The following is a 23,598-nucleotide window of genomic DNA, read 5'->3' as shown; positions in this document are numbered from 1 at the left end:
GATGAAAATCGTCGCCCTTGAAACCCATATCGTCGCCGTACCGCCACCGCACATCGGCGGCATGTACTGGCTGTTCGTCAAGCTCAAGACCGATTGCGGCATCGAAGGCGTGGGCGAGATCTACGCCGCGACTTTCGGCCCCAAAGCCATGCTGCCGATCATCGAAGACGTGTTCGAACGCTACCTGCTCAACCACGACCCGCATCACATCGAGCGCTTTTTCCGCCAGGCCTATTCGAGTGGTTTCACCCAGCGCCCGGACCTGACCATGATGGGCGTGGTCAGCGGCCTGGAGATGGCGTGCTGGGACATCATCGGCAAAGCGGCGAACAAACCGGTCTACGAATTGCTCGGCGGCAAGGTCAACGAACGCTTGCGTTCTTACACCTACCTGTACCCGGTCAACAGTAAAGGCGAGTACGACTACGACGACCCGGACCTGGCCGCCGAATGCGCCATCGAGAACATGAATAAAGGCTTCACCGCCGTGAAGTTCGACCCGGCCGGGCCGTACACCGCGTACTCCGGGCACCAGATCTCGCTGGAAGTGCTGGAACGCTGCGAAACCTTCTGCCGCAAGATCCGCGAAGCGGTGGGCGACAAGTGCGACCTGCTGTTCGGCACCCACGGGCAAATGGTTCCGTCCTCGGCGATTCGCCTGGCCAAGCGCCTGGAGAAATACGACCCGCTGTGGTTCGAAGAGCCGGTGCCGCCGGGTCATGAAGAGGCCATGGCGCAAGTCGCGGCCAAGACCACGATCCCGATTGCCACCGGCGAACGGCTGACCACCAAGTACGAATTCTTCAAGCTGTTGCAGGCCGGCGGCGCGTCGATTTTGCAGATGAACGTCGCTCGCTGCGGCGGTCTGCTGGAAGCCAAGAAGATCGCGAGCATGGCCGAGGCCTATTACGCGCAGATCGCGCCGCATCTCTATAACGGCCCGATTGGCGCGGCGGCGAGTTTCCAGTTGGCCACCTGCACGCCGAACTTCCTGATCCAGGAAAGCATCATGACCTGGGGCGGATTCCACGCCGAAGTCCTGACCAAGCCGTTGCAATGGGAGGACGGCTACATCATCCCGTCCACCGAGCCGGGCCTTGGGGTGGAACTGAACATGGACGTGGTGCGCCGGCATTCGCCGTACACCGGCGAGCGCTTGCACCTGCAAATGGCGCCGACCCCGGCCGACGTCAAAGACACATCGCCGGCCAGGGGCTGACGAGAGAGGGCGCAATCCCCCCGTAGGAGCTGTCGAGTGCAACGAGGCTGCGATCTTTTGATTTTTTAAAAAGCAAGATCAAAAGATCGCAGCCTCGTTGCACTCGACAGCTCCTACAGGGAGAGGTGCGCAGTTTTTGTATAACGACTTACGCGGTAACCGTGCATGACATACGACTACATCATCGCTGGCGCAGGCGCCGCCGGCTGCATCCTCGCCAATCGCCTCACGGCTTCGGGCAAGTACACGGTGCTGCTGCTGGAAGCGGGCGGCAAGGACAGCTCGCTGTGGTTCAAGATCCCGGTCGGCTTCGCGAAAATGTATTACAACCCGACCTTCAACTGGATGTACTACAGCCAGCCGCAAAAGCAACTCAACAACCGCGAAATCTACGCCCCGCGCGGCAAAGTGCAGGGCGGTTCAGGCTCGATCAACGCGATGGTCTACGTCCGTGGCCAGGCCCATGACTTCGACGACTGGGCGGCCAACGGCAACGACGGCTGGGGCTTCAAGGACGTGCTGCCGTACTTCCGCAAACTGGAAAACCATCCGCTGGGCGACAGCGAATACCACGGCGGCAGCGGCCCGATCAGCATCACCCCGATGAAAGGCCAGACCCATCCGATCTGCGACGTGTTCCTCAAGGGCTGCGACGAACTCGGTTACCCGCATAGCGACGACTTCAACGGCCCGAAATTCGAAGGCTCGGGCATCTACGATGTCAACACCAAGGATGGCCAGCGTTGCTCCAGCAGCTTCGCGCACCTGCACCCGGCGCTCAGCCGACCGAACCTGACGGTCGAGCACTACGCCCTGGTGGATCTGGTTTTGTTCGATGGCGATCGGGCGACCGGGATTTCCGTGACCCAGCACGGCGTGGTCCGTACCTTCACCGCGCGCAAGGAAGTGATCCTCTGTGCCGGGGCCGTGGACACGCCGAAGATCCTGCAATTGTCCGGCGTCGCCGATCAGGCACTGCTGGCCAAACATCAAATCCCGCTGGTCAAGCACCTGCCGGCGGTGGGGCAGAATCTGCAGGATCACCTGTGCGCCAGCTATTACTACAAAGCCAACATTCCCACCCTCAATGATCAACTCAGTTCGCTGTTCGGCCAGTTCAAGCTCGGGCTCAAATACCTGCTGACCCGCAAGGGCGCGCTGGCGATGAGCGTCAACCAGGCCGGTGGCTTCTTCCGGGGTGATGACACCCAGGCCAATCCGAATCTGCAGTTGTACTTCAACCCGCTGTCGTACCAGATTCCGAAAAACAACAAGGCCAGCCTCAAGCCCGAGCCATATTCAGGTTTCCTGTTGTGCTTCAACCCGTGCCGGCCCACCAGTCGCGGGCATATCGAGATCGCCTCGAAAAATCCACGGGACGCGGCGCTGATTGATCCCAACTACCTGAGCACGCAAAAGGACATCGACGAGGTGATCCAGGGCAGTCGGCTGATGCGCAAGATCATGCAGGCGCCGGCGCTCAAGGGCATCACCGTCGCCGAGGTGTTGCCGGGACCGGTGGTCGAAAGTGACGAACAGATGTTGCAGTACTTTCGCGAGAACAGCGGTTCGATTTATCACCTGTGCGGTTCCTGCGCGATGGGCGCGGATGATCAGCGTTCGGTGGTCGACAAACGGTTGAAGGTTCATGGAATTGACGGATTGCGCATTGTCGATGCATCGATTTTTCCCAACGTAACCAGCGGCAATACCCACGCCGCCGTGCTGATGGTGGCGGAGAAGGGCGCCGATCTGATCCTGCAGGACGCCTGATTTCAACTTGGCTTGTATCAAAAATGAATTTCCGCTCAGTCCGCCGCTCATACCTGATAGGTGGCAGATTTGAGCTGCGAAATCATTTATGCAATCAGGGAGTGGTCAGGTCATGAATCCAATAACAATGGCGGGCGAGTCGTTACCTGGCGGCTTGATACTGGTGGTGGAGGACGACCCGCTGATTCTGGAATTTCTCTGCGAAATTCTTCAAGAAGAAGGTTTTGTCGTGGAGCCGCAAATCAGCGCGGATGCGGCGACGCTGTACCTGGAAGAACATGCGGGTAAGGTCATGCTGTTGCTGACGGACATCACGATGCCCGGCAAGCGCAATGGCGCGGACCTGGCCAATGAGTTCGGTGACCGCTGGCCGGAAAAACCGATCATGATCATGTCCGGCTTCGAAACCCCGGAAAGCGCCGGGGTGCGGCACGCGGTTTCGTTTATCAAGAAACCGTGGGCATTGGGGCAGTTGCTCGATTGCGTGGAAGGGGCTCTGAAGACACATCGTCCTCTGTAGGAGCTGCCGAAGGCTGCGATCTTTTGATCCTGGTTTTTTGGCAGCATTGAATACGCCGAGGACCAAGATCAAAAGATCGCAGCCTCCGGCAGTTCCTACGTCGATTGTGATCAATTGTCGGTGGTACATTGCTCGACACACCTGCCTGACCCCTTGCGATAGGAAGTTGTCTTTTGCCTGCTCAAAAATCCGTTTTCAACACGCCATACCGCGCCTTTCTGTTCGACATGGACGGCACCGTCCTCAACTCCATCGCCGCCGCCGAGCGAATCTGGACGGCGTGGGCGTTGCGCCATGGCATTGATGTCGCGAAATTTCTGCCGACGATTCACGGGGCGCGTGCCATCGACACCATCAATCGCCAGGGCTTGCCGGGGCTGGACGCCGAGGCTGAGGCCGCGTTTATTACCGAGGCGGAAATCGAGGATGTGGAAGGGATTGTCGAGGTGGTTGGCGCGGCTGCGTTTCTGAAGACGTTGCCTGCTGATCAGTGGGCGATTGTCACCTCGGCACCGCGGGCCTTGGCGTTGCGCAGGATGGCGGCGGCGGGGATTCCCGAGCCTGCGGTGATGGTCACGGCCGAAGATGTGAAAGCGGGCAAACCGGATCCGGCCGGTTATCGACTGGCGGCGCAGCGGTTGGGCGTTGAAGTGACGGAGTGTCTGATTTTTGAAGACGCCACCGTGGGGATTCAGGCGGCTGAAGCGGCGGAGGCTGATTTGCTGGTGATTACATCGACGCATGATCATCCGATCCAGACGCCGCATGACACGATGGCCGATTACGCATCAGCCGTGGTTCGCGCCGATGCCGATGGCCGAATCCGCCTGCATTCTTCCTGACCCATCCCATTCCCCTGTGGGAGCGGGCTTGCTCGCGAAGGCGTCGTGTCAGTCACCATTGATAGAGGCTGACCCGCCGCATTCGCGAGCAAGCTGAACTGGTCAAGTAATTCTGGACACCCGTTACGGTTTTTCACGCCGCCATTTTCTCCATGGCGACCGGTGACCGGTAATCGTTGTAGCTATGAAGCCTGACGTTGTTGTAGCGCATCACGTAGCGCTGCAAATCAGCTCGGGCTTCATACTCCGAGCGGTAACCGGCTTCAGGCACCCACTCTGATTTCAGACTGCCAAAGAAACGCTCCATCGGGGCGTTATCCCAGCATTCGCCTTTACGACTCATGCTTTGCCGCAGCCCATTCGCCAGCAACTCATTCCTGAACTTATGGCTGGTGTACTGGCAGCCTTGATCGGAGTGAAACAGCACGTCTTTGGGTTTTCCTCGCAGCTCAACCGCCATCCGTAGGGCCTCGCAGGTCAGCTCCGCATCCGAGATCATCGAAAACGCCCAGCCCACGAGCCGGCGGGCGAACAGGTCCAGAACCGCTGCAAAATACATCCACCGCGTGCCGACCTTGATATACGTCACGTCCGCGCACCACACTTGGTTGATCGCCGTGACATCAAACTCGCGCTTGAGCACGTGCGGCGCCACCAAGGCTTCAACACCCGATGACTTGTATTTGTGACGCCGGCGCTGACGACTGACCACGCCGGCTTCTCGCATCAAGCTGCGAGCCAAGTGCCGCCCGACGCGATGCCCCTTGGCTTTCAGCTCCCTGGAGAGGGTGCGCGCCCCCGCGGACGCTCTGGATTCCTTGTGATGCTCGACCAGCATGGCTTTGAGTTTCTCCCGCTCAGGGTTCACCTTGCCTTGGCGCTGACGCCAGGCATAAAAACTGCTGCGGCTGACTTCAAACACCCGGCAGCAGTCGTTAACGCCGTATCGCTCGCCCAGCTCATTGATCAGTGAGAATGATCTTTGGCGTCCAACAGCAGGAGAGCACTGGCCTTTTTTAGGATTTCGATATCCCGGTCTTTTTGCCTGAGCAAGGCTTTGAGTTCCTGGATTTCTCGCTGGTCAGCGGTGATCGCTTTGGCTCCCACCGGCGTCGAACCCTGGCGTTCTTTACGCACCTGGTCGACCCAGCGACGCAAGGCCGTAGGGCCAATATCTAAACTGGCACAGACCTCGGGAACCGATATCCCCTCGTCCAGCACCATGCCGACAGCCTTGAGTTTGAATTCAGTTGAATAAGAAGTACGCATACCAAACACCTCAGATTTGGGCGCCATCATAACGCCCGATTGAAGTGTCCAAAATCATTAGGCCTGATCAAGCCCGCTCCCACAGAGATCGAGGTGTGTCAGTAGATGCCGGGGAGCAACCGCCACGTCCTGCCGCAATAATCCTCATACTCCCGCCCAAACTGCGCCCGCAGCAGCGCTTCCTCCGAGTGAATCCGTGCGATCAACGGAATCAACGTCAACGCCGCCAGAATCAACCCCACCACCGAACGAAACGCCAGCGCCCAACCAATGCCAATGACCATCAGCCCAAGGTAACTGGGATTGCGCAAGGTGCGGTAGATCCCGTCGGTGACCAGTGTATGCCCCGGCTGAATCGCCACCAGTCCGCTGAAACGCTTACCCAAAACAAACACCGGCCACAAGCGCAATGCACCGCCGACACTGAACAGCAGCGCACCCAGCCAACGCACGCCCTCGCCACCGAAGGTCCAGAAATCGATGCGGTCGGTGTACGCCGGCAAATACCCGCTGAGCAACCCGATAATCCCGAACACCGGCAGCACCCAGCGATTGGCCCGGTCTTCCCGTTCGCCGGAACTGAGGTTGACCTCGGTGAACAGCGAGGCCACCGCCATCACAATAGTCGCCAACGCCACCACGACCAGCGAACCGTGCGAAAAGAACGCCGTAAACCCACCCAACCCCCACACCGCGAGACCGAGATAGGCGAGGGTGGACACGACGGCGAAAAATGCCAGTTTGGGGGAGATGTTCATGGCTAGCTCCACAGGCTACATAAGACAAGTGTAGATAGCGTCTGGATCGGGGGATTGTTGAGGGGCTCTTGTGGCGAGGGAGCTTGCTCCCGCTTGAGTGCGGAGCGCTCACAGATTTTCAGGGCCGCTGCGCAACCCAGCGGGAGCAAGCTCCCTCGCCACAGGTTTGGTGTCGGGCTTCTGATCATCAGCAGCAGGGTCATGCGGATCTGGCATTGCGCCTGATGACTTGCGGCGGCTGCCCGAATGCCCTGAGAAACGCTTCGCGCATCCTTCGCCGATCACTAAAACCGCTTTCCTCGGCAATCTGATCCAGGGTCAATCGCCCACGTTCCAGCATTTGGCGCGCCGCTTCCAGGCGCAGGTTCTCGATGGCCTTGGCCGGCGATTGCCCGGTTTCGGCGCGAAACGCCCGGCTGAACTGCCGTGGACTGAGTCGCGCGACATCCGCCAGTTGCTCCACCGACAACGTCGACGCCAGGTTCTCCCGGGCGAAACCGAGCACGGTCTGGATACGGTCGGATTTCGGCTCCAGTTCGAGCAATGCCGAGTGCTGCGACTGGCCACCCGCGCGGCGGTGGTACATCACCAGTTTCTGCGCCACGGACCGGGCCAGTTCGGCGCCGTGGTCCTTTTCGACCATGGCCAGCGCCAGGTCGATACCGGCGGTCATGCCCGCCGAAGTCCAGATCGACCCGTCGATCACGAAGATCCGGTCTTCCTCGACCTTGATTGACGGAAACCGTGCTTGCAACTCCCGCGCGTACGCCCAATGGGTGGTGGCGCGGCGTCCCTCAAGCAACCCGGCCTGGGCCAGCACGAATGCCCCGGAACAAATCGACGCCGTGCGCCGCGCGGTTTTTACGCTGTCACGTACATAACTCAGCACCGCCTCGGGCGCTTGCTCAAGAATCGCGTCGCCACCGACCACAATCACCGTGTCGAACACCCGCTTATCAAACGCCTCAGTGCCGACGCTCAAGCCCCCGGAAGCACGCAATGTGCGGCCATCTTCGGACAATACGCTGACTTCATACAGGGTCTCGCCGGCACTGAAATTGGCGTACTCGAACACCGGCATGGCTGCCAGCGCCATGGACTGGAAGCCCTCGAACACTACAAACGCCACGGAAGTCATTTTTGTGTCCTCAAAAGGTCATGTCCCGAAAACGTACTTTAAACGTCATTTGAGACTCGTGTCAGTCGCTTTATAACTGTTCACACCCGGCGAGCTTATCGCCCTCATTGTGAAGGAAACGCGACATGGCACTTTCATCCAAAGGCACCGCCCTGATCACTGGCGCATCTTCCGGCATCGGCGCGGTCTACGCCGACCGTCTCGCCCGGCAAGGCTACGACCTGATTTTGGTCGCCCGCAGCCAAAGCAAATTAAACGCCTTGGCCAACCACTTGAGCAATGAAACCGGGCGCGCCGTGGAAGTGGTCGCCGCCGACCTCAAAGACAAGGCCGACCTGCTGCGGGTCGAAAACATCCTGCGCACCGACGCCAGCATCACCTTGCTGGTCAACAACGCCGGGGTCGGCGGGGTCATGCCGCTGCTGGGCAGCCCGGTGGATGAGATGGAAGACATGATCACCCTCAACGTCACCGCGCTGATGCGTTTGGCCTACGCCGTGGTGCCGGGTTTCGTCGCCCGAGGCGCCGGGACCGTGATCAATATTTCCTCGATCGTCGCCATCGGCCCGGAAATCCTCAACGGCGTGTACGGCGGGACCAAGGCCTTTGTGCTCGGCTTGAGCCAGTCGATGCATCATGAATTGGCCGACAAGGGCGTTCGCATCCAGGCCGTGTTACCCGGCGCCACCGCCACCGACTTCTGGAGCGAGGCCGGCAACCCGGTGGAAAACCTGCCGCAAGAGATCGTGATGTCGGCCCAGGACATGGTCGATGCTGCGCTGGCCGGGCTGGCCCAGGGCGAAGTGGTGACGATTCCGAGCCTGCACGAAGGCGACAAATGGGACGCTTACGAGGCTCAACGCCGGGCGCTGTCGGGGCTGTTCGGGCATTCCACGGCGGCACCGCGTTATCGTTGAAAAGGTCGGGCAGGGGCAGGGGTGAACTAAGCTTGGATAAGGCCCATTCACCTTTTCATCCCGGGCTCGTTGAAGGATTTCGACGGGCTCGGGGTGTTGCCAGGAGCCCTCGATGCTGCACATCCGAACACCGCTGATTCTGCACCCGACCCTGTCCACGCCCACCCGGCGCATCTGGCTCAAGCTGGAAAACCTGCAACCCAGCGGTTCGTTCAAACTGCGCGGCATGGGACTTTTGTGCAGCCAGGCTGCGGCCCAGGGCAAACGCAAAGTGGTGTGTCCGTCCGGCGGCAATGCCGGGTTCGCCACTGCTGTGGCCGCCGCTCGTCTGGGCTTGAAAGCCTGCATCGTCGTGCCCAACACCACGCCTGAAAGCACCCGCGTGCGGATCAGCAAGACTGGGGCCGAGGTGCTCGTTCACGGCAAAATCTGGGACGAAGCCAATCAACGGGCCAAGGAACTGGCTCGGGGGGCCAACACTGAATATGTGCCGGCGTTTGATCATCCTGTTCTCTGGGAAGGCCACAGCACGATGATTGATGAAATTCTTGAGGATTGCCCTGAGGTCGACGTGGTGGTGACGTCGGTCGGCGGCGGTGGTTTGCTGGCGGGGATCCTCACTGGATTGATCCGCCACAAACGCATGGATTGCCGGATCGTCGCCTGCGAAACCGAAGGTGCTGCGTCGTTTGCCGCTGCCGTCGAAGCCGGACGCCCGGTGCGGTTGGCGCGGATCAGCACGGTGGCCACCTCGCTCGGCGCGGCCCAGGTGGCGGCGTGGCCGGTGGAGCACATTCGCGACTTCCCCCACGAATGCGTAGTGCTCAGCGACGACGAAGCGATCATGGGCGTGGTCCGTTACGCCAGCGACCTGCGCCAGTTGGTCGAACCGGCGTGCGGCGTGTCACTGGCGGTGGCGTACCTCGATCACCCAGCGATTGCCGAGGCTCATGACGTGGTAATCATCGTGTGCGGCGGGGTCAGCATCACCGCGCAATTGGTGGCGGGGTGGGCGCGTACATCGGGCAGTACGGAAAAAAGACCAAACTGAACAAGCAGCCACCACGAAACCCTGTGGGAGCGGGCTTGCTCGGGTAGAAACCGGAGACATCCTTTACGTTTTAAACCGGAGACATCCTTTACAGGTGTGAAATACGGTCAGGAGGTGCCTGACCATGCCCTGGAATCGAGAGTCCCCGATGGATCAACGAATCAAACTCATAGGCGACTGGCTGCAAGGCAGCTACTCAAAAATCGAGCTGGCCCGTCACTACGGGCTCAGCCGGCCTACGTTGGACAAATGGCTTGCACGCTACGAGGCACATGGCGTTGATGGGTTAAAGGAGTTGTCACGGCGCCCGCATACGAGCCCCTTCAAAATCAGCGACGAGGTGCTTGAGTTGCTAATCGCGTACAAGCGCGAGCACCACAGTTGGGGGCCTGAGAAGCTGGTGCATAACCTCAGGATCGATCACCCAGAGTTGTCTTGGCCAGCTGTCAGCACGGCAGGCGAGTGGCTTAAACGAGCAGGCCTGGTGCAGAAACGCCGCTTTCTCAATCGTCCGCCAGCAGGGAAAAATCCGCTGCGCGATGCCACTGCGCCTAATCAGACATGGGCTGCGGACTTCAAAGGAGACTTCGCACTTCAGAACGGCCAACGTTGTTACCCACTGACCATTACCGATCATGTCAGCCGATTTTTATTGCTGTGCAGGGCTCAGAGTAGCGTTGCCGGTGCCCGCGAAGGATTTGACTGGGCATTTCGAGAGTTCGGTTTGCCTGACGTAATCCGCACAGATAATGGCTCCCCCTTTGCCTCCACCGGTATTTCACGCATATCCAGTCTGGCGGCGTGGTGGATACGACTAGGGATCTATCCGGAGAGAATCCAGCCGGGGCGCCCTGACCAGAATGGCCGTCATGAACGCATGCACCGAACGCTCAAGGCTGCATTGCTTCACGCACCGGAACGTAATCTGGTGGAGCAACAGTTGGCATTCGAACAGTTTCGACAGGAGTTCAATTTCGTAAGACCACACAAGGCTTTAGAGATGAAAGTTCCTGCGGCCCTCTACGAGCCATCTCAACGGCAGTACGACGGACACGTGCCCGAGGCCGTTTACGCTTCGGACATGACGATCCGCATGGTCAGGCAGAATGGGTCGATGAAATGGAAAGGTAAGATGATTTTCGTCAGTGAATCCCTGGCAGGTGAGGCGTTAGGGCTCAAGGAAGTGGACGATGATGTGTGGGATATTTACCTTTGTAACTACCTTTTAGGCAGGCTGAAAAGCGGCGAAACCCGCCTTTCAAGCCAGCAGAAACGTAAAGGACGTCCCCGGTTTCAATCGTAAAGGATGTGTCCGTTTCTACATCGCGAAGGCGGAGTAACAGTCGACATCGATGTTGCCTTACACGACGCCTTCGCGAGCAAGCCCGCTCCCACAGGGGGATTGGGTTTGATCACAGATCCTGCATCCACCCGAGCTCCAATGTGGGAGCGAGCTTGCTCGCGAGGGCGGTGTGTCAGGCGATGAGGATGGTGGATGTGATGGCCTCTTCGCGGGCAAGCCTCGCTCCGACAGGGGGGTGGGTTGTTCACAAATACCCGGTGCAACCCATATCAATTGTAGGAGCGAGGCTTGCCCGCGAAAGCGGTGTAACTAGCAGCGAAGATGTTGGATGTACAGACGCCTTCGCGAGCAAGCTTTGCTCCTATAGAAGCGGGATGCTGTAGCTCACGATCAGCCGGTTCTGGTCCTGGTTTCGGGACGCTTCGCTGTTCGACTTGCCGTTACGCCAGCCAAACCCGACGCCTTTCAGCGCGCCGGACTGCAGGACGTAATCCAGGCTGATATCCCGTTCCCATTCCTTTTGGTTGTCGCCAGAAACCGTCTTGATGTTGTCCCCGCTCAGGTACATGACTGACGCTTTCAACCCCGGCACCCCCAGCGCCGCAAAGTCATACGCGTATTGCCCGAATGACGTGCGCTCACCCGCGCGGGTAAACGTCTGGATCAGGCGATCGGTATACAAATAAAGACTGACCCCGGCAGCACCTTTGTCCGGCAAGGTGCCTTGGTTGAGCTGAGTGAAACCACTGCCGCTCGACACGCTTTGATAACCGGCGGTCACTGCATGGCCGCCCAGGCTGTAGATCAGCGCCGCGCTCCAGGTTTTGTTGTCGATCTCGCCATCACCACCCTCGGTGTAGCCACTGATCTTGTAGCCCGAGGTGCCCGAGCTGTTGGCCCCGGACGAGTCGGTCTTGAAGTAGCGCAAGTCAGTTTTCAGGGATTGACCTTCCGAAATCGCCAATGTGTGGATCAGGCCGAAAAACTGCTGGGTGTAGTAGTTGTCGAGGTTGGCGTAGTAGTACTGCGCGGTCAGGTCCTTGGTGACTTTCCAGTCGCCGCCGGCAAAGTCGAACGCATTGCTTTCCCGCGTACCGCCCGTGGCCGCCAATCCGGTCTGATCGCTTGAACCCCGGCCTGTCGCGTGTTCGATTCGACCACCGGTGAAGGTCAGGTCCTTGAACTCCCCCGAAGTGATCTGGCCACCTTCAAAGGTCTGGGGCAGCAGGCGGCCGTCGTTGGATACCAGGATCGGCAGCTTGGGCATCAACGTGCCCAGGCGCAGTTCGGTTTTCGATACCTTGACCTTGCCGGTCAACCCCAACCGGCTCCACTGATCGACCGCGCTGTTATCGGTGTCCGAAGGAATCATCGAACTGCCCACATGCCGGCCCTTGCCGCTGTCCAGCGTAACGCCCATCAAACCCAACGCATCAACGCCAAAACCCACCACGCCATCGGTGTAGCCCGACTTGTAATCCAGCATAAAACCCTGCGCCCATTCTTCGGTTTTCGAAGGCGTGGCGGTGCCATCGCGGTTGTCGTTATTAAAGTAGAAGTTGCGCAGGCTCAGGGTTGCTTTGCTATCGCTCAGGAAGTCCGCGTGTGCCTGGGTGCTGAGCGCAATGGCGCCCAGTGCGAGGGTTACAGCCGTGCTTTTGTGGCTCATCTAAATCGCCCCTATTTTTTTGTAATTCGAATTCAGGAGGGTGGCTCCCGCAGTTGCGGGAGCCTGGAACTTGCGTCAGATACCCAGGACGTTGGCGCCAATGCACGGATCAATCCCGCGCTCCAGGCGACGCTGGTGCACGATCACGGTGATTTCCATCGAACCGGTGGTCACGTCGAAATCGAGGATGTGGCCGCCATAGGCCTGAAAGGTCGCGTCACCGGCGACACCGTGCATATGGATCGAAGGCTGGTCGTTCTTCCAGGCCACGGAGCCGGTGATGCTGGCCATCTCGACGTTGCTGAAGATCTTGGCGTCGAAATCTTTTTTATCCTTGTTCCAGAAACCGAACTTCACGTTGCCGAAGCCGATACCGCTGATGGAAGCGCTCGGGATCTTCTCGGCGATGGCCAGTTTGGTCAGCTCCTTGAAGGCGTTGTCGCCCATGCGCAGGACCATGAGATAACCGGTGGGGGTTTTGGTGTAGCGCGGTGTAGTTTCAGTTGCACATTGCATGGGCGCGGCCGTCGCGGCGGGTGCGGTTTCTGCCACCGCGAATGGGGAAACGCTTGAATTGATCAGCACGGCTGCGGTGAGCGCCAACATCAATTTGGACAAGCGCAGTGTCGGGTGAAGTTGAACTTTCATCGGTGTTCCTCTGTTGTTGTTTTTATGGCTACAGCGGTTTTGGGACGAGCGTGTCCGACGCCTGTTTTTCAACAGGCGCTGGAGTAGCTTTTGGTTGTTAGGTGTTGCTTGGCCTGAATGACCTACAACGCAGCGTGGCTGCTGGCCCCATCAACCAGTCGGGCGATGCCCAGCGGATTGGCGTTTTTCAGGGCCTCGGGCAACAAACTGTTCGGGCAGTTCTGATAGCACACCGGCCGCAGGAAACGATCGATCGCCAGCGTCCCGACCGACGTACCGCGCGCATCCGAGGTCGCCGGATACGGCCCGCCGTGCACCATCGCATCGCTCACTTCCACGCCGGTCGGATAACCGTTGAACAGCACGCGCCCGACTTTCTGCTCCAGCAGGGCCAGCACTTCGGCCAGAGTGTTGAGTTCCGAATCCTCGACAATCAGGGTCGCGGTCAACTGGCCGCGTAAACCGTGAAGCGCCCGGAGCAACTCGGCGTGATCGGCGACTTCGACCACGATGGTAGTCGGACCGAAGACCTCTTCTTGCAGCAACTCATCACCGTTAATCAACAAGCTGACATCGGCCTTGAACAGTTGCGGCCGTGCCTGATTGCCCTGTTGCGCGGCGCCGGCCAGGTGCGTAATACCAGAGTGCGCATGCAGGTTGTCCAAACCGTGGCAGTAGCTTTTCAACGCGCCAGTGTTGAGCATCGTCTGCGGGTTTTGCTCGCCCATCAGCGCGCCAAAACGTTCGAGGAAAGCGCTGAACTCTGGGGAGCGAATACCCAGCACCAAACCGGGATTGGTGCAGAACTGCCCGGCGCCCAACACCACGGACGCCGCCAGTTCGCTGGCGATTTTTTCGCCCCGGGCCTTGAGCGCTTCGGGCATCAGCAACACCGGGTTGATGCTGCTCATCTCGGCGAACACCGGGATTGGCTGCGGCCGCGCCGCCGCCATGTCACACAAGGCCCGGCCACCGCGCAACGACCCGGTAAAGCCTACGGCTTGAATCGCCGGATGCTTGACCAGCGCTTCGCCGACGCTGCCGTAGAGCATGCTGAACACGCCGTCAGGCACGCCGGTTTTACGCGCGGCACGGGTGATCGCATCGGCGACGTAATCGGCAGTCGCCATGTGCCCGCTGTGGGCCTTGAACACTACCGGGCAACCGGCGGCGAGGGCGGACGCGGTGTCACCGCCAGCGGTGGAGAAGGCCAGCGGAAAGTTGCTGGCGCCGAACACCGCGACCGGGCCGAGGCCGGTGCGGTACTGGCGCAGGTCCGGGCGCGGCAAAGGTTGGCGATCTGGCAGTGCGCGGTCGATGCGCGCACCGTAGAAATCACCCCGGCGCAGCATTGTGGCGAACAGGCGCATCTGGCCGCTGGTGCGCGCCCGTTCACCTTGAATGCGCCCGGCGGGCAGGGCGGTTTCGCGGCAGACCAGGGCGATGAAGGTATCGTCCAGCGCCTCCAGTTCAGTGGCGATGGCATCAAGGAATTCGGCACGTCGGGCGGCTGAAAGATTACGGAAGATCGGGTACGCCGTGGCCGCTGCTTCGGCAGCCGCGTTCACTTCTTCCACGGTCGCCTGATGGAACCGATACGGCAGCGCTTCGCCGGTGCTGGCGTCGTGGCTTTGCACGGTGTTCGAACCGCGTGCCGAGCGAGTGCCGGCGATGTAGTTGTGGCCTGAAACTTCAAACATGGGAACTCCTTAAGGGCTGTTCAGATAGGGATCAAGTGAGCCGATAAATGCGTCGGGCGTTATCGTGAAACAGGGCAAGGCGTTCGGCGCGGGGGCGATTCCTGACGATGGTTTTGAAACCGTCGAACACTTCGCTCAGGCTGTTCACCACGCCATCGACCGGGTAGTTGCTGGCAAATGCGCAGCGACTGACCCCGACAATCGAAATCGCGTCGTTCACCACCACGCGGTTGGCCTCGATGGGCCATGCCTGGCCGGGGATACAAATGCCGGAAATCTTCAGGGCGATGTTTGGCTCGCGGGCCAGCAGCGCGAGGTTGTCGCGCCAACCGGCTAAACCCTCTGCCGAGCGATCCGCCGGCAGCGCCGTGTGATTGACCACGATGGTCACGTCGGGAAAGTCTCTGGCCAGCTCCGCCGCTTCCGGCAAATGCCACCACGGCGCCTGCAATTCGAAGTGCAGGCCGTTTTCGGCCAGTCGGGCATAACCTTCGCGCCAACGGGGATCGCGCATGGAGCCCGGCGCCACGAAATCTTCGCGCCATTCTTCACGGCTGGTGACCGTGGGTTTGTGGCGCACGCCGCGCACCAGCGGGTGTTTGCCGTACTCCCGCAAGAGGCTCGGCGCATCCTCGCGATCCAGCCAGGCCTGCCCGACCATGGCTCCCAGGGTCGGTTCGTCTTGCGCCAACGACTCGATAAAACCCACTTCTTCGGCCGGAGTCGCCGGGTCCCATTCACCCTCGATCACCACCGTTTGCACGATGCGATGCTGGCCGGTCAGCCGACGATAGTCGTGGGGCAGAAAGTTGCGGCAGATCGACGAGTAATCGCCATAGCGAAACGGTCGCAATGGCCGGTCGTTGAGCCAAGGGTAGTAATGGGCCTTGATATCGAAATAGTGCTGATGCGCGTCGACGATGGGTAAGTCCGCATCGTCGCCGCTGGCCAGAAAGCGTGCGCGCCAGTCATCCATGTTGTGGCTCCAGGCGATAGAAACGTTGAGCATTGCCAGCGAACACTGCTTCCTGCACCGCACGGCCCAACGGCGCGAGCATCGCGGCCATGCCGTCGGCAATCGTGTCGTAGGACGCGCGCAACCCGGCGACCGGGAAATTGCTGGCGAACATGCAACGCTCGGGACCGAAGATTTCCAGCGCCGTGATCACCACCACGCGATTGTCCTGATAGTTCCAGGGCGAATCCTTCAAGCCGAACTCCGACAGCTTGATATGCACGTTGGGCTGCATCGCCAGCGCTTCCAGCCCCTCACGCCAGCGCGCCATGCCGGGCGGGCTGCGATCCCAGGCAAAACCGGTGTGGTTCAGGGCGATCTGGATCTGCGGAAACATCGCCGCCACTTCGGCGGCTTCCACCAGATGCCACGGCGGCACGCGCAAGTCCCAGGACAAACCGTGTTCAGCCAGCCGCGAAAAACCTTCCAGCCATTTCGGGTCCTGCATGGTGCCGCGAGCGCCGGCAATCGAGACATCCGGCGACGCCGAGGTCACCGGTTTGGAACGAATCCCCCGCACCAGTGGCCGCGCAGCCTGGGCCGCAAGAATCTCGGCACTGTCTTCGCGATCGAACCAGGCGTGGGCGACGATGGCATTCGGGAAACCGTAGCGCGCATTCACCTGTTCCAGCCACAGGGTTTCGGCGACTTGCTCATCCCGCGCCCGTTCGGCCTCGACGTGTACGGTGCCGATCAGACGTTGCTTTTCGGTCAGGGCGAGGAAGTCTTCCGGCAAGAAATCACGCCACAAGCTGTGATAGTCGCCGAGGAAAAACCCCTCGTGGTACTCGTCCTGCAACCACGGATAACGACCGTTGCCGAGGTCCCACAAGTGATGGTGGGCATCGACAATCGGCAGCGCATCTTCGGCGGCAAGGTTCGGCAAGCCATTGCGTTCGTGCAGCGTGATCATGTGGGCGTCCATTGGCTTAGCGCGAGGCGAATTGGGAAGGACTGAGCACGCCGTCTTCGACTTCGCCGGCGGCAGCCGCTTCGGCCTTGGCCTGGACCCGGCTGCGCAATTTGGCGACGTTGACCACCACGCGGGTATGCGCGGCGGTGGCCACCAACTCGACGTCGTCGCGTACTTCGACATTGAAGGTGACGCTGCGCCCCTCGATCCGCGTGACCGTGGCGACAATGCTCACCGACATGCCCAGCAGCGTGGCGCCGACGTGGCGAATATCGACGGCTGCGCCGACAGTGTTTTCGCCTTCATCCAGGAACGTCAGCAGGTAGTCGAGGCAGGTCTGTTCGATGTCATCGACCAGGCGCGGCGTGGCGTAGATGCGCAAGTCCTCGCCCAAAAACGAAATGGTGCGTTCCCGATCGACGATCAGTTTGCGTTCGGTGGCGGTACCGGCTTCCAGCGTGGAGAAATTCATGAGAAACCTCGGATATCAAAGGATGAGTCAGGCGTTAGGCAGGAAACCGATGGAAATCCATGGCACGGCAATCAGCACGCCCAAGGCCACCACGAGTGCGCCGAGGTACGGCCAGACCCGGCGCATGGCGCCGCTGGGGTCGACCTTGGCGATGGCGCACGCGGCGTAGAAACCCACGCCGAACGGTGGCGCGAACAAGCCCAGGCCCATGGCGAAGATCGCGACCATGGCGTAATGCACGTCGTTGATGCCCATGGTCTTGGCAATCGGGAACAGCAACGGCCCAAACAGCACGATGGCCGGGATGCCTTCGAGGAAACTGCCGAGCAGGATGAACGCCACGGCGGAGATGATCAGGAAGCCCAGCGCGCCGCCGGGCACCGTCGACATCACCAGCGCCAGTTGATGGGAGAAACCGGACTGGGTCAGGGCCCAGGCCATGGCCGTGGCGCTGCCGATGATGATCAGAATCGCGCCGGACAACGCGGCGGTGCTGACCAGGATCGGATACAGGCGGCGCCAGTCAAAGCAGCGGTAGCACAGCAACCCGACGATAAAGGTGTAGGCCACGCCAATCGCGGCGACTTCAGTCGCGGTGGCGACCCCTTCGACCACCGCAGTGCGGATCACGAAGGGCAGGGCCAGCGCTGGCAACGCCAGCAGCAGCGAGTGCCCAATTTCCTTGCCCGTGGCGCGTTTGCCAGTGGAGGCTTCGCCTTTGCGGTTCTTCCACCAGATCACCGCCGCCATGGCGAGGGCGCCCACGACCGCAGGCATAAAACCACCAGTAAACAGCGCCGAAATCGATACGCCCGTCACCGAACCGATGGTGATCAGTACCAGGCTCGGCGGAATGGTTTCCGACATCGCCCCGGAGGCATTGAGCATCGCCACCAGTTCGTTTTCATCCTCGCCGCGTTTTTTCATTTCCGGAAACAGCGCCGGGGCGATGGCCGCCATGTCGGCGGCTTTGGAGCCGGAAATACCCGAGATCAGGTAGATGGCGCCGATCAACACATAGGACAGACCGCCGCGCACATGGCCGATCAACGAACAGAGGAAACGGATCATCGCCCGGGCCATGCCCATGGCTTCGATCAAGGCACCGAGGAACACAAACAACGGAATCGCCAGCAGGATCAGGCTCGCCATGCCTTCGTCCATGCGCCCAACTACCAGGGTCAGGGGCGTGCTGGTCATGGTCGACAGGTACGCCACCGTGGCCAGGCCGAACGCGACCATGATCGGTACGCCGATCACGATCATCGCCATCACGCCAATCATGAAGAACACGATCAGGTTCCAGTTGCCCATCAGCAACAACGGACCTTCCGCGACCCACAACAACGCTGCCAGGGAGCCGAGCATTGCCACCGACACCGAGAAGTCGATCAGCCGCGCGCTGGTCAGCAGGCGGGCGACGCAGGTCATCAGCATCAGGCTCAGGCCGACCGCGATGGCGGACACGCGAAAGGCGTTGGGGATTTCCAGGGCGGCGGTGGTGATGATCCACTCGTCGCTGACGTACTCCCAGGCCGGGGTGAACAGCAGCCCGATAAAGGTGATGACGATCACCGCGCCCAGGGTATCGACGAAGGCGCGTTTTTCCGCAGGCAAGCGCCCGATAAACGAGGTCAGGCGCATGTGTTCACCGCGCCGCATCGCCACCACCGAACCGAGCATCGCCAGCCAGAGGAACAGCAGCGAGGCCAGTTCATCGCCCCATACAATCGGCTGATTCAGCACGTAGCGCGAGAACACATTGCAGAACAGCAGGGTGACTTCGATCACCACCAGCAACGCCGCACTGCCTTCGGTCAGCCAGCGCAACCCGGTATCGAGTGCGCGGCCGAGACGGAAAGTGGTCTGGCGTGGGCTGAGTCCTTCAGCGGGAGAAACATCCGTCATTGGTATGTCGTTTTTCATGACCTGGTCTCCGGCTTAGGACAATTGACCCGCGTACTGCTCGAGCAAGCTCCAGGCTTCCGGGCCGTACTTGTCTTTCCATTGGGTGTAGAAGCCTTTCGATTGCAGGTCGGCGCGGAACAGTGAGCGGTCGACTTTGTTGAAGGTGATGCCGTGGGCGGTCAGGGACGGCTCCAGGCTGGTGTTGAGGTCGATGACTTGTTGACGCTGAACGAGTGCCGCAGCGTTGATCTGCCGGGAGACAATTTCCTGAATATCGGCGGGCAGTTTAGGAAAGGTCTTGCCCGAAGCGACGATCCAGAAACCGCCCCAGATGTGGTCGGTCATGGAGCAGTATTTCTGCACTTCATAGAAGCGTGCGGACTCGACCACCACCAACGGGTTTTCCTGGCCGTCGACGACTTTGGTCTGCAACGCGGAATAGGTTTCGTTGATGCTGATGCCGGTCGGGGAGGCGCCGAGGGCGCTGAACATGGAAGTCCATAATGGGCTGACCAGCACGCGCAATTTGAAACCGGCGAGGTCTTGCGGGGTGTTGATTGGCCGGGTCGAACTGGTGATCTGGCGGAAGCCGTTGTTCCAGACTTTTTCCATCGGGATCAGACCGACTTTCTCGGTCTTGGCGCGTACGTACTCGCCGAGCTTGCCGTCCAGCGCGGCCCAGACACTCTCGTAGTCCTTGAACGCGAACGGCATGCTTTCGATCGACATGGCCGGCACCAGGGTCGAGAGAATCGCACCTGGCAACGGAATGAAATCGATGGCCCCGGCACGTACCTGGGACAGCATGTCGGTGTCGCCGCCCATGGCACCGTTGGCGTACACCTGCAAGTCCACGGCACCGTTGGTTTCAGCCTTGATCGCTTCGGACGCGGCCTTCATCTGTTTGTTCAGCGGATGGGTGTCGGGCAGGCTGCTGGTGTAGCGCAACACAATCGGCTTGGTCGCGGCGAAGACACTGGACGGCAGCAGGTTGGCGGCAAACGCGCCACCGACGGTGACGCCGGCAGATACCAGGAATGATCGGCGGCTGACAGTCTCGGTCAAGATACGGCTCATGATGTTCACCTTATTGTTTTTGTAGTTGTTCAAAAAAACTGCGGATCAAATGTGCAAACCCTGTTCCCCTGTGGGAGCGGGCTTGCTCGCGAATGCGGTGGATCAGTTGATATAAATGCGGACTGACACGACGCCTTCGCGAGCAAGCCCGCTCCCACAGGGGGGCCTGCGTCAGGCCAATGCCACCACGGCTTTGCTTTTAATCAGTTCGTCGATTTCATCATCCGCATACCCGCTTTCCTTCAGCACTTCGCGGGTGTGTTCGCCCAGCAGCGGCGCGTGACGGCTGGCCGGCACGGCGCCGTTGTCCATGTCGGAGAAGTGAATCGGCAGGCCCATGCCGCGCACCCGCCCTTCGGTGGGGTGTTCGGTTTCGACGACCATGCCGCGAGCAATGGTTTGTGGATGCGCCAGCGCGGCGGCGATGTCCAGGACCGGCCCGGCAGGCAGGCCGAGGCTGTCGAACAACACCATCCATTCATCCGTGGTGCGCGCGACCAACACTTCGTTGAGGATTTCCACCAGTGCCAGGCGATGCTCCATGCGCAGCGCATTGCTGGCGAAACGCGGGTCAGCCTTGAGTTGCGGCACGGCCAGGGCTTCGACCAAACGCTCGTAGTTGGCCTGGTTGGCCGCGCCGATATTGATCCAGCCATCGGAGGTGCGGAACACCTGGTATGGCGCGCTGGTGGAGTTGGCCGAACCCATTTTCGGCAGGATGGTGCCGTCGGCGAAATACGCCGCTGCTGGCCAGTACATCTGTTGCAGGCCGGCCTCGAACAGCGAGGTGTCGACCATTTGCCCGAGGCCGGTTTTCTGTTTGGCGGCGTAGGCGGCGCAGATGCCGAGGGCGGCGAGGATGCCGGAGTTGATGTCGGCCACTGGCGAGCCGGCCTTGACCGGTTCACGCCCGGCTTCACCGGTCATGCTCATCATGCCGCTCATGCCTTGGGCGATCAGGTCAAAACCACCTTTTTCGCCGAATGGCCCGCTGCGCCCGTAGCCGGAAATCGCGCAGTAGATCAGTCCCGGATTGATGACTTTCAGTGCTTCGTAGCCCAGGCCGAATTTCTCCATGGTGCCGGCCCGGTAGTTTTCCGTGACCACATCGGCGTCCATCAACAGCCGGCGCAACACATCGCGGCCGCCCTCGGTTTTCAGGTTCAGGCCGATGCCGCGCTTGTTGCGGTTGACCACCATGAACGAGGCGGACTCACCGCTTTGCATGATCGGTGAGAAGCGGCGCGAATCATCACCGTCCGGGACTTTCTCGACCTTCACCACGTCAGCGCCCATGTCGGCCAGCATCATTCCGCACACCGGCCCGGACATGATGTGAGCCAGTTCTACTACGCGCATGCCTGTCAGCGGTCCCATGTTATTTGCCCTCGAATTGTGGTTTGGCTTTCGCGATAAACGCGTTCAGGCCGATCTGAAAGTCGTTGGTGTCGTAGCAGGAATAACTCGCGTCGATCTGCTCGGCAGTGGGTGCCATGCCTGCTTCAAGTTGACGCGCGGCCTGGCGATGCCAGCGAGCGACCAGAGGTGCGCCTTGGGTGATGCGTTTGGCGCTGGCGAGGGTTTCGGACTCGACCTCGGCATCCGGCACGACCCGGGTCACGAGGTTTTTCACATAGGCGTCGTTGGCGTCGAGAATGCGACCTTCGAGGAGAATCTCGAGGGTGGTCGAGCGCCCGGCCAATGCCACCAGACCGGCCATTTCGTCATAGGACATGACCAGCCCCAACTTGCCGACCGGCGCGCCGAAACGGCTGGACGTGCCGCAGATGCGCAGGTCGCACAACGCGGCGATTTCCAGGCCACCGCCGACGCATACGCCGTGGATCATCGCGATCACCGGGTGTGGGCATTCGACCACGGCGCGCATGGCTGCCGAGGTGATTTCGGCGTAGTGGCGGGCCTGGGTCTGGTTGGCGCGCACGCTGGGGAATTCGCTGACATCGGCGCCAGCGGCAAACGCCTGTTCACCAGCACCGCGCAACACCACGCAGCGCACGGAGGTGTCAGCGGACAGTTCGGTCATGACATCACCCAGGTCCTGCCACATGGACAGGGTCAGGGCGTTCATTTTTCCGGGGTGGCTGAGGGTGACGATGGCAATGGACGCTTGCCGTTCGATAAGGACGGTGGGCTTCATGATAGTTCCGCTGGCGTCGAGGCTCGTGGGGTGAGTTCGACGACGCGGTTGCCTCCTGATTTATTGTTGTTGGATAGCGGCTGCTTACAGCGATTGTTCGAGCATCGACAGGTAGTCCGCAGATGACGCTTCGCGCGGGTTGGTCTTGTGGCTGTGATCGTGCAACGCGCCTTCGACGATGCCGGCGAACAGGCTCTCATCGACACCGATCTCGTGCAGGCGGGTCGGCAGGCCGAGGCGGCGGGTCATGTCCTCGATGGCGGCGCCGATATCGGCGTCGGCCTCAAGGCCCATGGCGTGGCGCAGGCGTTCGAGCTTGCGTTCGTCACGTACGGTCGGGGCGTTGGCATTGAAGTCGACGACGGCTGGCAGAAAGATCGCATTCAAGGTGCCGTGGTGCAGCTTCGGATTGATCCCGCCCAAGGCATGGGACAGGCTGTGCACGCAGCCCAGGCCTTTCTGGAATGCGAGGGCGCCTTGCATCGAGGCGCTCATCATGTTCATCCGTGCTTCGCGGTCGCCGGGCTCGGTGGTGGCGCGTTCGATGTGTTCCCAGGCACGCCACAGGCCATCCAGGGCAATGCCATCGGCGGCGGGATTGAAGGCCGGGGCCATGAACGTTTCGATGCAATGCGCGATCGCGTCCATGCCGGTGGCGGCGGTGAGCATCGCTGGCAAACCGAGGGTCAGTTCGGGGTCGCAGATCGCCACGCGGGGCACGACATACGGTGAGATGACGCCCACTTTTCGACCATCGTCGAGAATCAGGATGGCGCCTCGACCGACTTCGCTGCCGGTGCCGGCGGTGGTCGGAATCGCGATCAACGGCGCGGTGGCGGCAGTGATGCGATCCAGTCCACCCTCGATCACCGCAAAGCTTTGCAGCGGGCCGTCGTGGGTGGCGCAGACCGCCACGCCTTTGGCCAGATCAATGGAAGAACCGCCACCGACCGCGATGATGCCGTTGCACTCGCCGAGGCGATATTGCGCGACGGCTTCACGTACGGCGTGTTCGTTGGGATTGGGTGGCGTGGCGTCGAAAATCGTTGGAGCGCTACCACCGAGGGCGGCGATGACTTTGTCGACGATGCCGGCATTGCGCACGCCAATGTCAGTGACGATCAGTGGCCGGGTGATGCCGGCGCGCTCGGCTTCGGCGGCCAGATGCGCCAGGCTGTCGTAGCCGAACTGGATTTTGGTGACGTAATTGATGAGGGACATGATTCACCACAAGTTATACAGGATTGT

22 protein-coding genes are annotated in these 23,598 nt (G+C 60.6%); 7 read left to right on the top strand and 15 right to left on the bottom strand.

What is annotated here, in order from left to right:
* The first annotated feature begins 1 nt into the window (after position 1).
* The 4 genes from NK667_RS14675 (at position 2) to NK667_RS14660 (ending at position 4,354) form a co-directional block, all read left to right on the top strand.
* A complete protein-coding gene (locus NK667_RS14675) occupies positions 2–1,219 on the top strand; it encodes a mandelate racemase/muconate lactonizing enzyme family protein (protein ID WP_054615224.1) in 1,218 nt (405 codons plus the stop codon).
* Positions 1,220–1,384: 165 nt separating this feature from the next.
* Positions 1,385–2,992 carry a GMC family oxidoreductase gene (locus NK667_RS14670; protein ID WP_054615223.1) on the top strand — a complete coding sequence of 536 codons (1,608 nt, stop codon included), beginning with the start codon at positions 1,385–1,387 and terminating at the stop codon, positions 2,990–2,992.
* Between the two features lie 112 nt (positions 2,993–3,104).
* A complete protein-coding gene (locus NK667_RS14665) occupies positions 3,105–3,512 on the top strand; it encodes a response regulator (RefSeq protein WP_054615222.1) in 408 nt (135 codons plus the stop codon).
* A 173-nt stretch (positions 3,513–3,685) separates the two neighbouring features.
* Positions 3,686–4,354 carry an HAD-IA family hydrolase gene (locus NK667_RS14660; protein WP_054615221.1) on the top strand — a complete coding sequence of 223 codons (669 nt, stop codon included), beginning with the start codon at positions 3,686–3,688 and terminating at the stop codon, positions 4,352–4,354.
* Between the two features lie 133 nt (positions 4,355–4,487).
* Here the strand turns inward: NK667_RS14660 and NK667_RS14655 are convergent, their stop codons facing one another.
* From NK667_RS14655 to NK667_RS14640, 4 genes are all read right to left on the bottom strand, one after another.
* The gene (locus tag NK667_RS14655) at positions 4,488–5,312 is read right to left on the bottom strand and encodes an IS3 family transposase (RefSeq protein WP_236708629.1); all 825 of its coding nucleotides are present in this window, start codon (positions 5,310–5,312) and stop codon (positions 4,488–4,490) included.
* Between the two features lie 8 nt (positions 5,313–5,320).
* Positions 5,321–5,623 carry a transposase gene (locus NK667_RS14650; RefSeq protein ID WP_054055342.1) on the bottom strand — a complete coding sequence of 101 codons (303 nt, stop codon included), beginning with the start codon at positions 5,621–5,623 and terminating at the stop codon, positions 5,321–5,323.
* A 98-nt stretch (positions 5,624–5,721) separates the two neighbouring features.
* Positions 5,722–6,381, bottom strand: coding sequence for a methyltransferase family protein (locus NK667_RS14645; protein WP_054615220.1), 660 nt, complete (start codon positions 6,379–6,381; stop codon positions 5,722–5,724).
* Between the two features lie 199 nt (positions 6,382–6,580).
* Positions 6,581–7,519 (bottom strand): GlxA family transcriptional regulator, encoded by a 939-nt coding sequence (locus tag NK667_RS14640; RefSeq protein WP_054615219.1) that lies wholly within the window; start codon positions 7,517–7,519, stop codon positions 6,581–6,583.
* A 125-nt stretch (positions 7,520–7,644) separates the two neighbouring features.
* On the opposite strand from NK667_RS14640, the gene NK667_RS14635 reads away from it, so the two are divergent.
* The 3 genes from NK667_RS14635 (at position 7,645) to NK667_RS14625 (ending at position 10,790) form a co-directional block, all read left to right on the top strand.
* Positions 7,645–8,436: an SDR family NAD(P)-dependent oxidoreductase gene (locus NK667_RS14635; RefSeq protein ID WP_054615218.1), complete on the top strand. Its 792-nt coding sequence runs from the start codon at positions 7,645–7,647 to the stop codon at positions 8,434–8,436.
* Between the two features lie 112 nt (positions 8,437–8,548).
* The gene (locus NK667_RS14630) at positions 8,549–9,487 is read left to right on the top strand and encodes a pyridoxal-phosphate dependent enzyme (RefSeq protein WP_054615217.1); all 939 of its coding nucleotides are present in this window, start codon (positions 8,549–8,551) and stop codon (positions 9,485–9,487) included.
* 124 nt (positions 9,488–9,611) lie between these two features.
* A complete protein-coding gene (locus NK667_RS14625; RefSeq protein ID WP_054055318.1) occupies positions 9,612–10,790 on the top strand; it encodes an integrase core domain-containing protein in 1,179 nt (392 codons plus the stop codon).
* A gap of 361 nt (positions 10,791–11,151) precedes the next feature.
* Here the strand turns inward: NK667_RS14625 and NK667_RS14620 are convergent, their stop codons facing one another.
* The 11 genes from NK667_RS14620 to NK667_RS14570 all read right to left on the bottom strand — a co-directional run bounded on the left by NK667_RS14620 (position 11,152) and on the right by NK667_RS14570 (position 23,571).
* Complete coding sequence (locus NK667_RS14620) at positions 11,152–12,459, bottom strand: OprD family porin (protein WP_054052734.1); 1,308 nt, start codon at positions 12,457–12,459, stop codon at positions 11,152–11,154.
* A gap of 75 nt (positions 12,460–12,534) precedes the next feature.
* The gene (locus NK667_RS14615) at positions 12,535–13,107 is read right to left on the bottom strand and encodes a PPC domain-containing DNA-binding protein (protein WP_054615216.1); all 573 of its coding nucleotides are present in this window, start codon (positions 13,105–13,107) and stop codon (positions 12,535–12,537) included.
* A gap of 122 nt (positions 13,108–13,229) precedes the next feature.
* Positions 13,230–14,807, bottom strand: a complete 1,578-nt coding sequence (locus NK667_RS14610; RefSeq protein WP_054615215.1) for an aldehyde dehydrogenase (NADP(+)) — start codon at positions 14,805–14,807, stop codon at positions 13,230–13,232.
* A 31-nt stretch (positions 14,808–14,838) separates the two neighbouring features.
* Positions 14,839–15,783: an amidohydrolase family protein gene (locus NK667_RS14605; protein ID WP_054615214.1), complete on the bottom strand. Its 945-nt coding sequence runs from the start codon at positions 15,781–15,783 to the stop codon at positions 14,839–14,841.
* The gene (locus NK667_RS14600) at positions 15,776–16,735 is read right to left on the bottom strand and encodes an amidohydrolase family protein (RefSeq protein ID WP_054615213.1); all 960 of its coding nucleotides are present in this window, start codon (positions 16,733–16,735) and stop codon (positions 15,776–15,778) included. Before NK667_RS14600 ends, NK667_RS14605 begins: the two co-directional genes overlap by 8 nt.
* 16 nt (positions 16,736–16,751) lie before the next feature.
* Positions 16,752–17,207, bottom strand: coding sequence for a thioesterase family protein (locus tag NK667_RS14595; RefSeq protein WP_054052724.1), 456 nt, complete (start codon positions 17,205–17,207; stop codon positions 16,752–16,754).
* Positions 17,208–17,234: 27 nt separating this feature from the next.
* Positions 17,235–19,133 (bottom strand): TRAP transporter large permease, encoded by a 1,899-nt coding sequence (locus NK667_RS14590; RefSeq protein WP_054615212.1) that lies wholly within the window; start codon positions 19,131–19,133, stop codon positions 17,235–17,237.
* A gap of 15 nt (positions 19,134–19,148) precedes the next feature.
* Complete coding sequence (locus tag NK667_RS14585) at positions 19,149–20,192, bottom strand: TRAP transporter substrate-binding protein (RefSeq protein WP_054615211.1); 1,044 nt, start codon at positions 20,190–20,192, stop codon at positions 19,149–19,151.
* A gap of 171 nt (positions 20,193–20,363) precedes the next feature.
* Positions 20,364–21,569: a CaiB/BaiF CoA transferase family protein gene (locus NK667_RS14580; RefSeq protein WP_054052719.1), complete on the bottom strand. Its 1,206-nt coding sequence runs from the start codon at positions 21,567–21,569 to the stop codon at positions 20,364–20,366.
* Between the two features lies 1 nt (position 21,570).
* Positions 21,571–22,350 carry an enoyl-CoA hydratase-related protein gene (locus tag NK667_RS14575; protein WP_054052718.1) on the bottom strand — a complete coding sequence of 260 codons (780 nt, stop codon included), beginning with the start codon at positions 22,348–22,350 and terminating at the stop codon, positions 21,571–21,573.
* Positions 22,351–22,434: 84 nt separating this feature from the next.
* Entirely contained in the window at positions 22,435–23,571 is a 1,137-nt protein-coding gene (locus tag NK667_RS14570; RefSeq protein WP_054052716.1) for an iron-containing alcohol dehydrogenase, read from the bottom strand.
* Positions 23,572–23,598: the final 27 nt, after the last annotated feature.

It is taken from the genome of Pseudomonas nunensis (assembly GCF_024296925.1).
Classification (GTDB): domain Bacteria; phylum Pseudomonadota; class Gammaproteobacteria; order Pseudomonadales; family Pseudomonadaceae; genus Aquipseudomonas; species Aquipseudomonas nunensis.
The sequence above is the reverse complement of the archived record's forward strand: the minus strand, read 5'-3'. Positions and strand labels throughout refer to the sequence as shown.

Excerpts from the sequence above, each read along its gene's own strand:
- NK667_RS14675 (WP_054615224.1), top strand. The coding sequence starts at position 2 with ATGAAAATCGTCGCCCTTGAAACCCATATCGTCGCCGTACCGCCACCG.
- NK667_RS14670 (WP_054615223.1), top strand. The coding sequence starts at position 1,385 with ATGACATACGACTACATCATCGCTGGCGCAGGCGCCGCCGGCTGCATC.
- NK667_RS14665 (WP_054615222.1), top strand. The coding sequence starts at position 3,105 with ATGAATCCAATAACAATGGCGGGCGAGTCGTTACCTGGCGGCTTGATA.
- NK667_RS14650 (WP_054055342.1), bottom strand. The coding sequence starts at position 5,623 with ATGCGTACTTCTTATTCAACTGAATTCAAACTCAAGGCTGTCGGCATG.
- NK667_RS14645 (WP_054615220.1), bottom strand. The coding sequence starts at position 6,381 with ATGAACATCTCCCCCAAACTGGCATTTTTCGCCGTCGTGTCCACCCTC.
- NK667_RS14640 (WP_054615219.1), bottom strand. The coding sequence starts at position 7,519 with ATGACTTCCGTGGCGTTTGTAGTGTTCGAGGGCTTCCAGTCCATGGCG.
- NK667_RS14635 (WP_054615218.1), top strand. The coding sequence starts at position 7,645 with ATGGCACTTTCATCCAAAGGCACCGCCCTGATCACTGGCGCATCTTCC.
- NK667_RS14630 (WP_054615217.1), top strand. The coding sequence starts at position 8,549 with ATGCTGCACATCCGAACACCGCTGATTCTGCACCCGACCCTGTCCACG.
- NK667_RS14625 (WP_054055318.1), top strand. The coding sequence starts at position 9,612 with ATGCCCTGGAATCGAGAGTCCCCGATGGATCAACGAATCAAACTCATA.
- NK667_RS14620 (WP_054052734.1), bottom strand. The coding sequence starts at position 12,459 with ATGAGCCACAAAAGCACGGCTGTAACCCTCGCACTGGGCGCCATTGCG.
- NK667_RS14615 (WP_054615216.1), bottom strand. The coding sequence starts at position 13,107 with ATGAAAGTTCAACTTCACCCGACACTGCGCTTGTCCAAATTGATGTTG.
- NK667_RS14610 (WP_054615215.1), bottom strand. The coding sequence starts at position 14,807 with ATGTTTGAAGTTTCAGGCCACAACTACATCGCCGGCACTCGCTCGGCA.
- NK667_RS14605 (WP_054615214.1), bottom strand. The coding sequence starts at position 15,783 with ATGGATGACTGGCGCGCACGCTTTCTGGCCAGCGGCGACGATGCGGAC.
- NK667_RS14600 (WP_054615213.1), bottom strand. The coding sequence starts at position 16,735 with ATGATCACGCTGCACGAACGCAATGGCTTGCCGAACCTTGCCGCCGAA.
- NK667_RS14595 (WP_054052724.1), bottom strand. The coding sequence starts at position 17,207 with ATGAATTTCTCCACGCTGGAAGCCGGTACCGCCACCGAACGCAAACTG.
- NK667_RS14590 (WP_054615212.1), bottom strand. The coding sequence starts at position 19,133 with ATGAAAAACGACATACCAATGACGGATGTTTCTCCCGCTGAAGGACTC.
- NK667_RS14585 (WP_054615211.1), bottom strand. The coding sequence starts at position 20,192 with ATGAGCCGTATCTTGACCGAGACTGTCAGCCGCCGATCATTCCTGGTA.
- NK667_RS14580 (WP_054052719.1), bottom strand. The coding sequence starts at position 21,569 with ATGGGACCGCTGACAGGCATGCGCGTAGTAGAACTGGCTCACATCATG.
- NK667_RS14575 (WP_054052718.1), bottom strand. The coding sequence starts at position 22,350 with ATGAAGCCCACCGTCCTTATCGAACGGCAAGCGTCCATTGCCATCGTC.
- NK667_RS14570 (WP_054052716.1), bottom strand. The coding sequence starts at position 23,571 with ATGTCCCTCATCAATTACGTCACCAAAATCCAGTTCGGCTACGACAGC.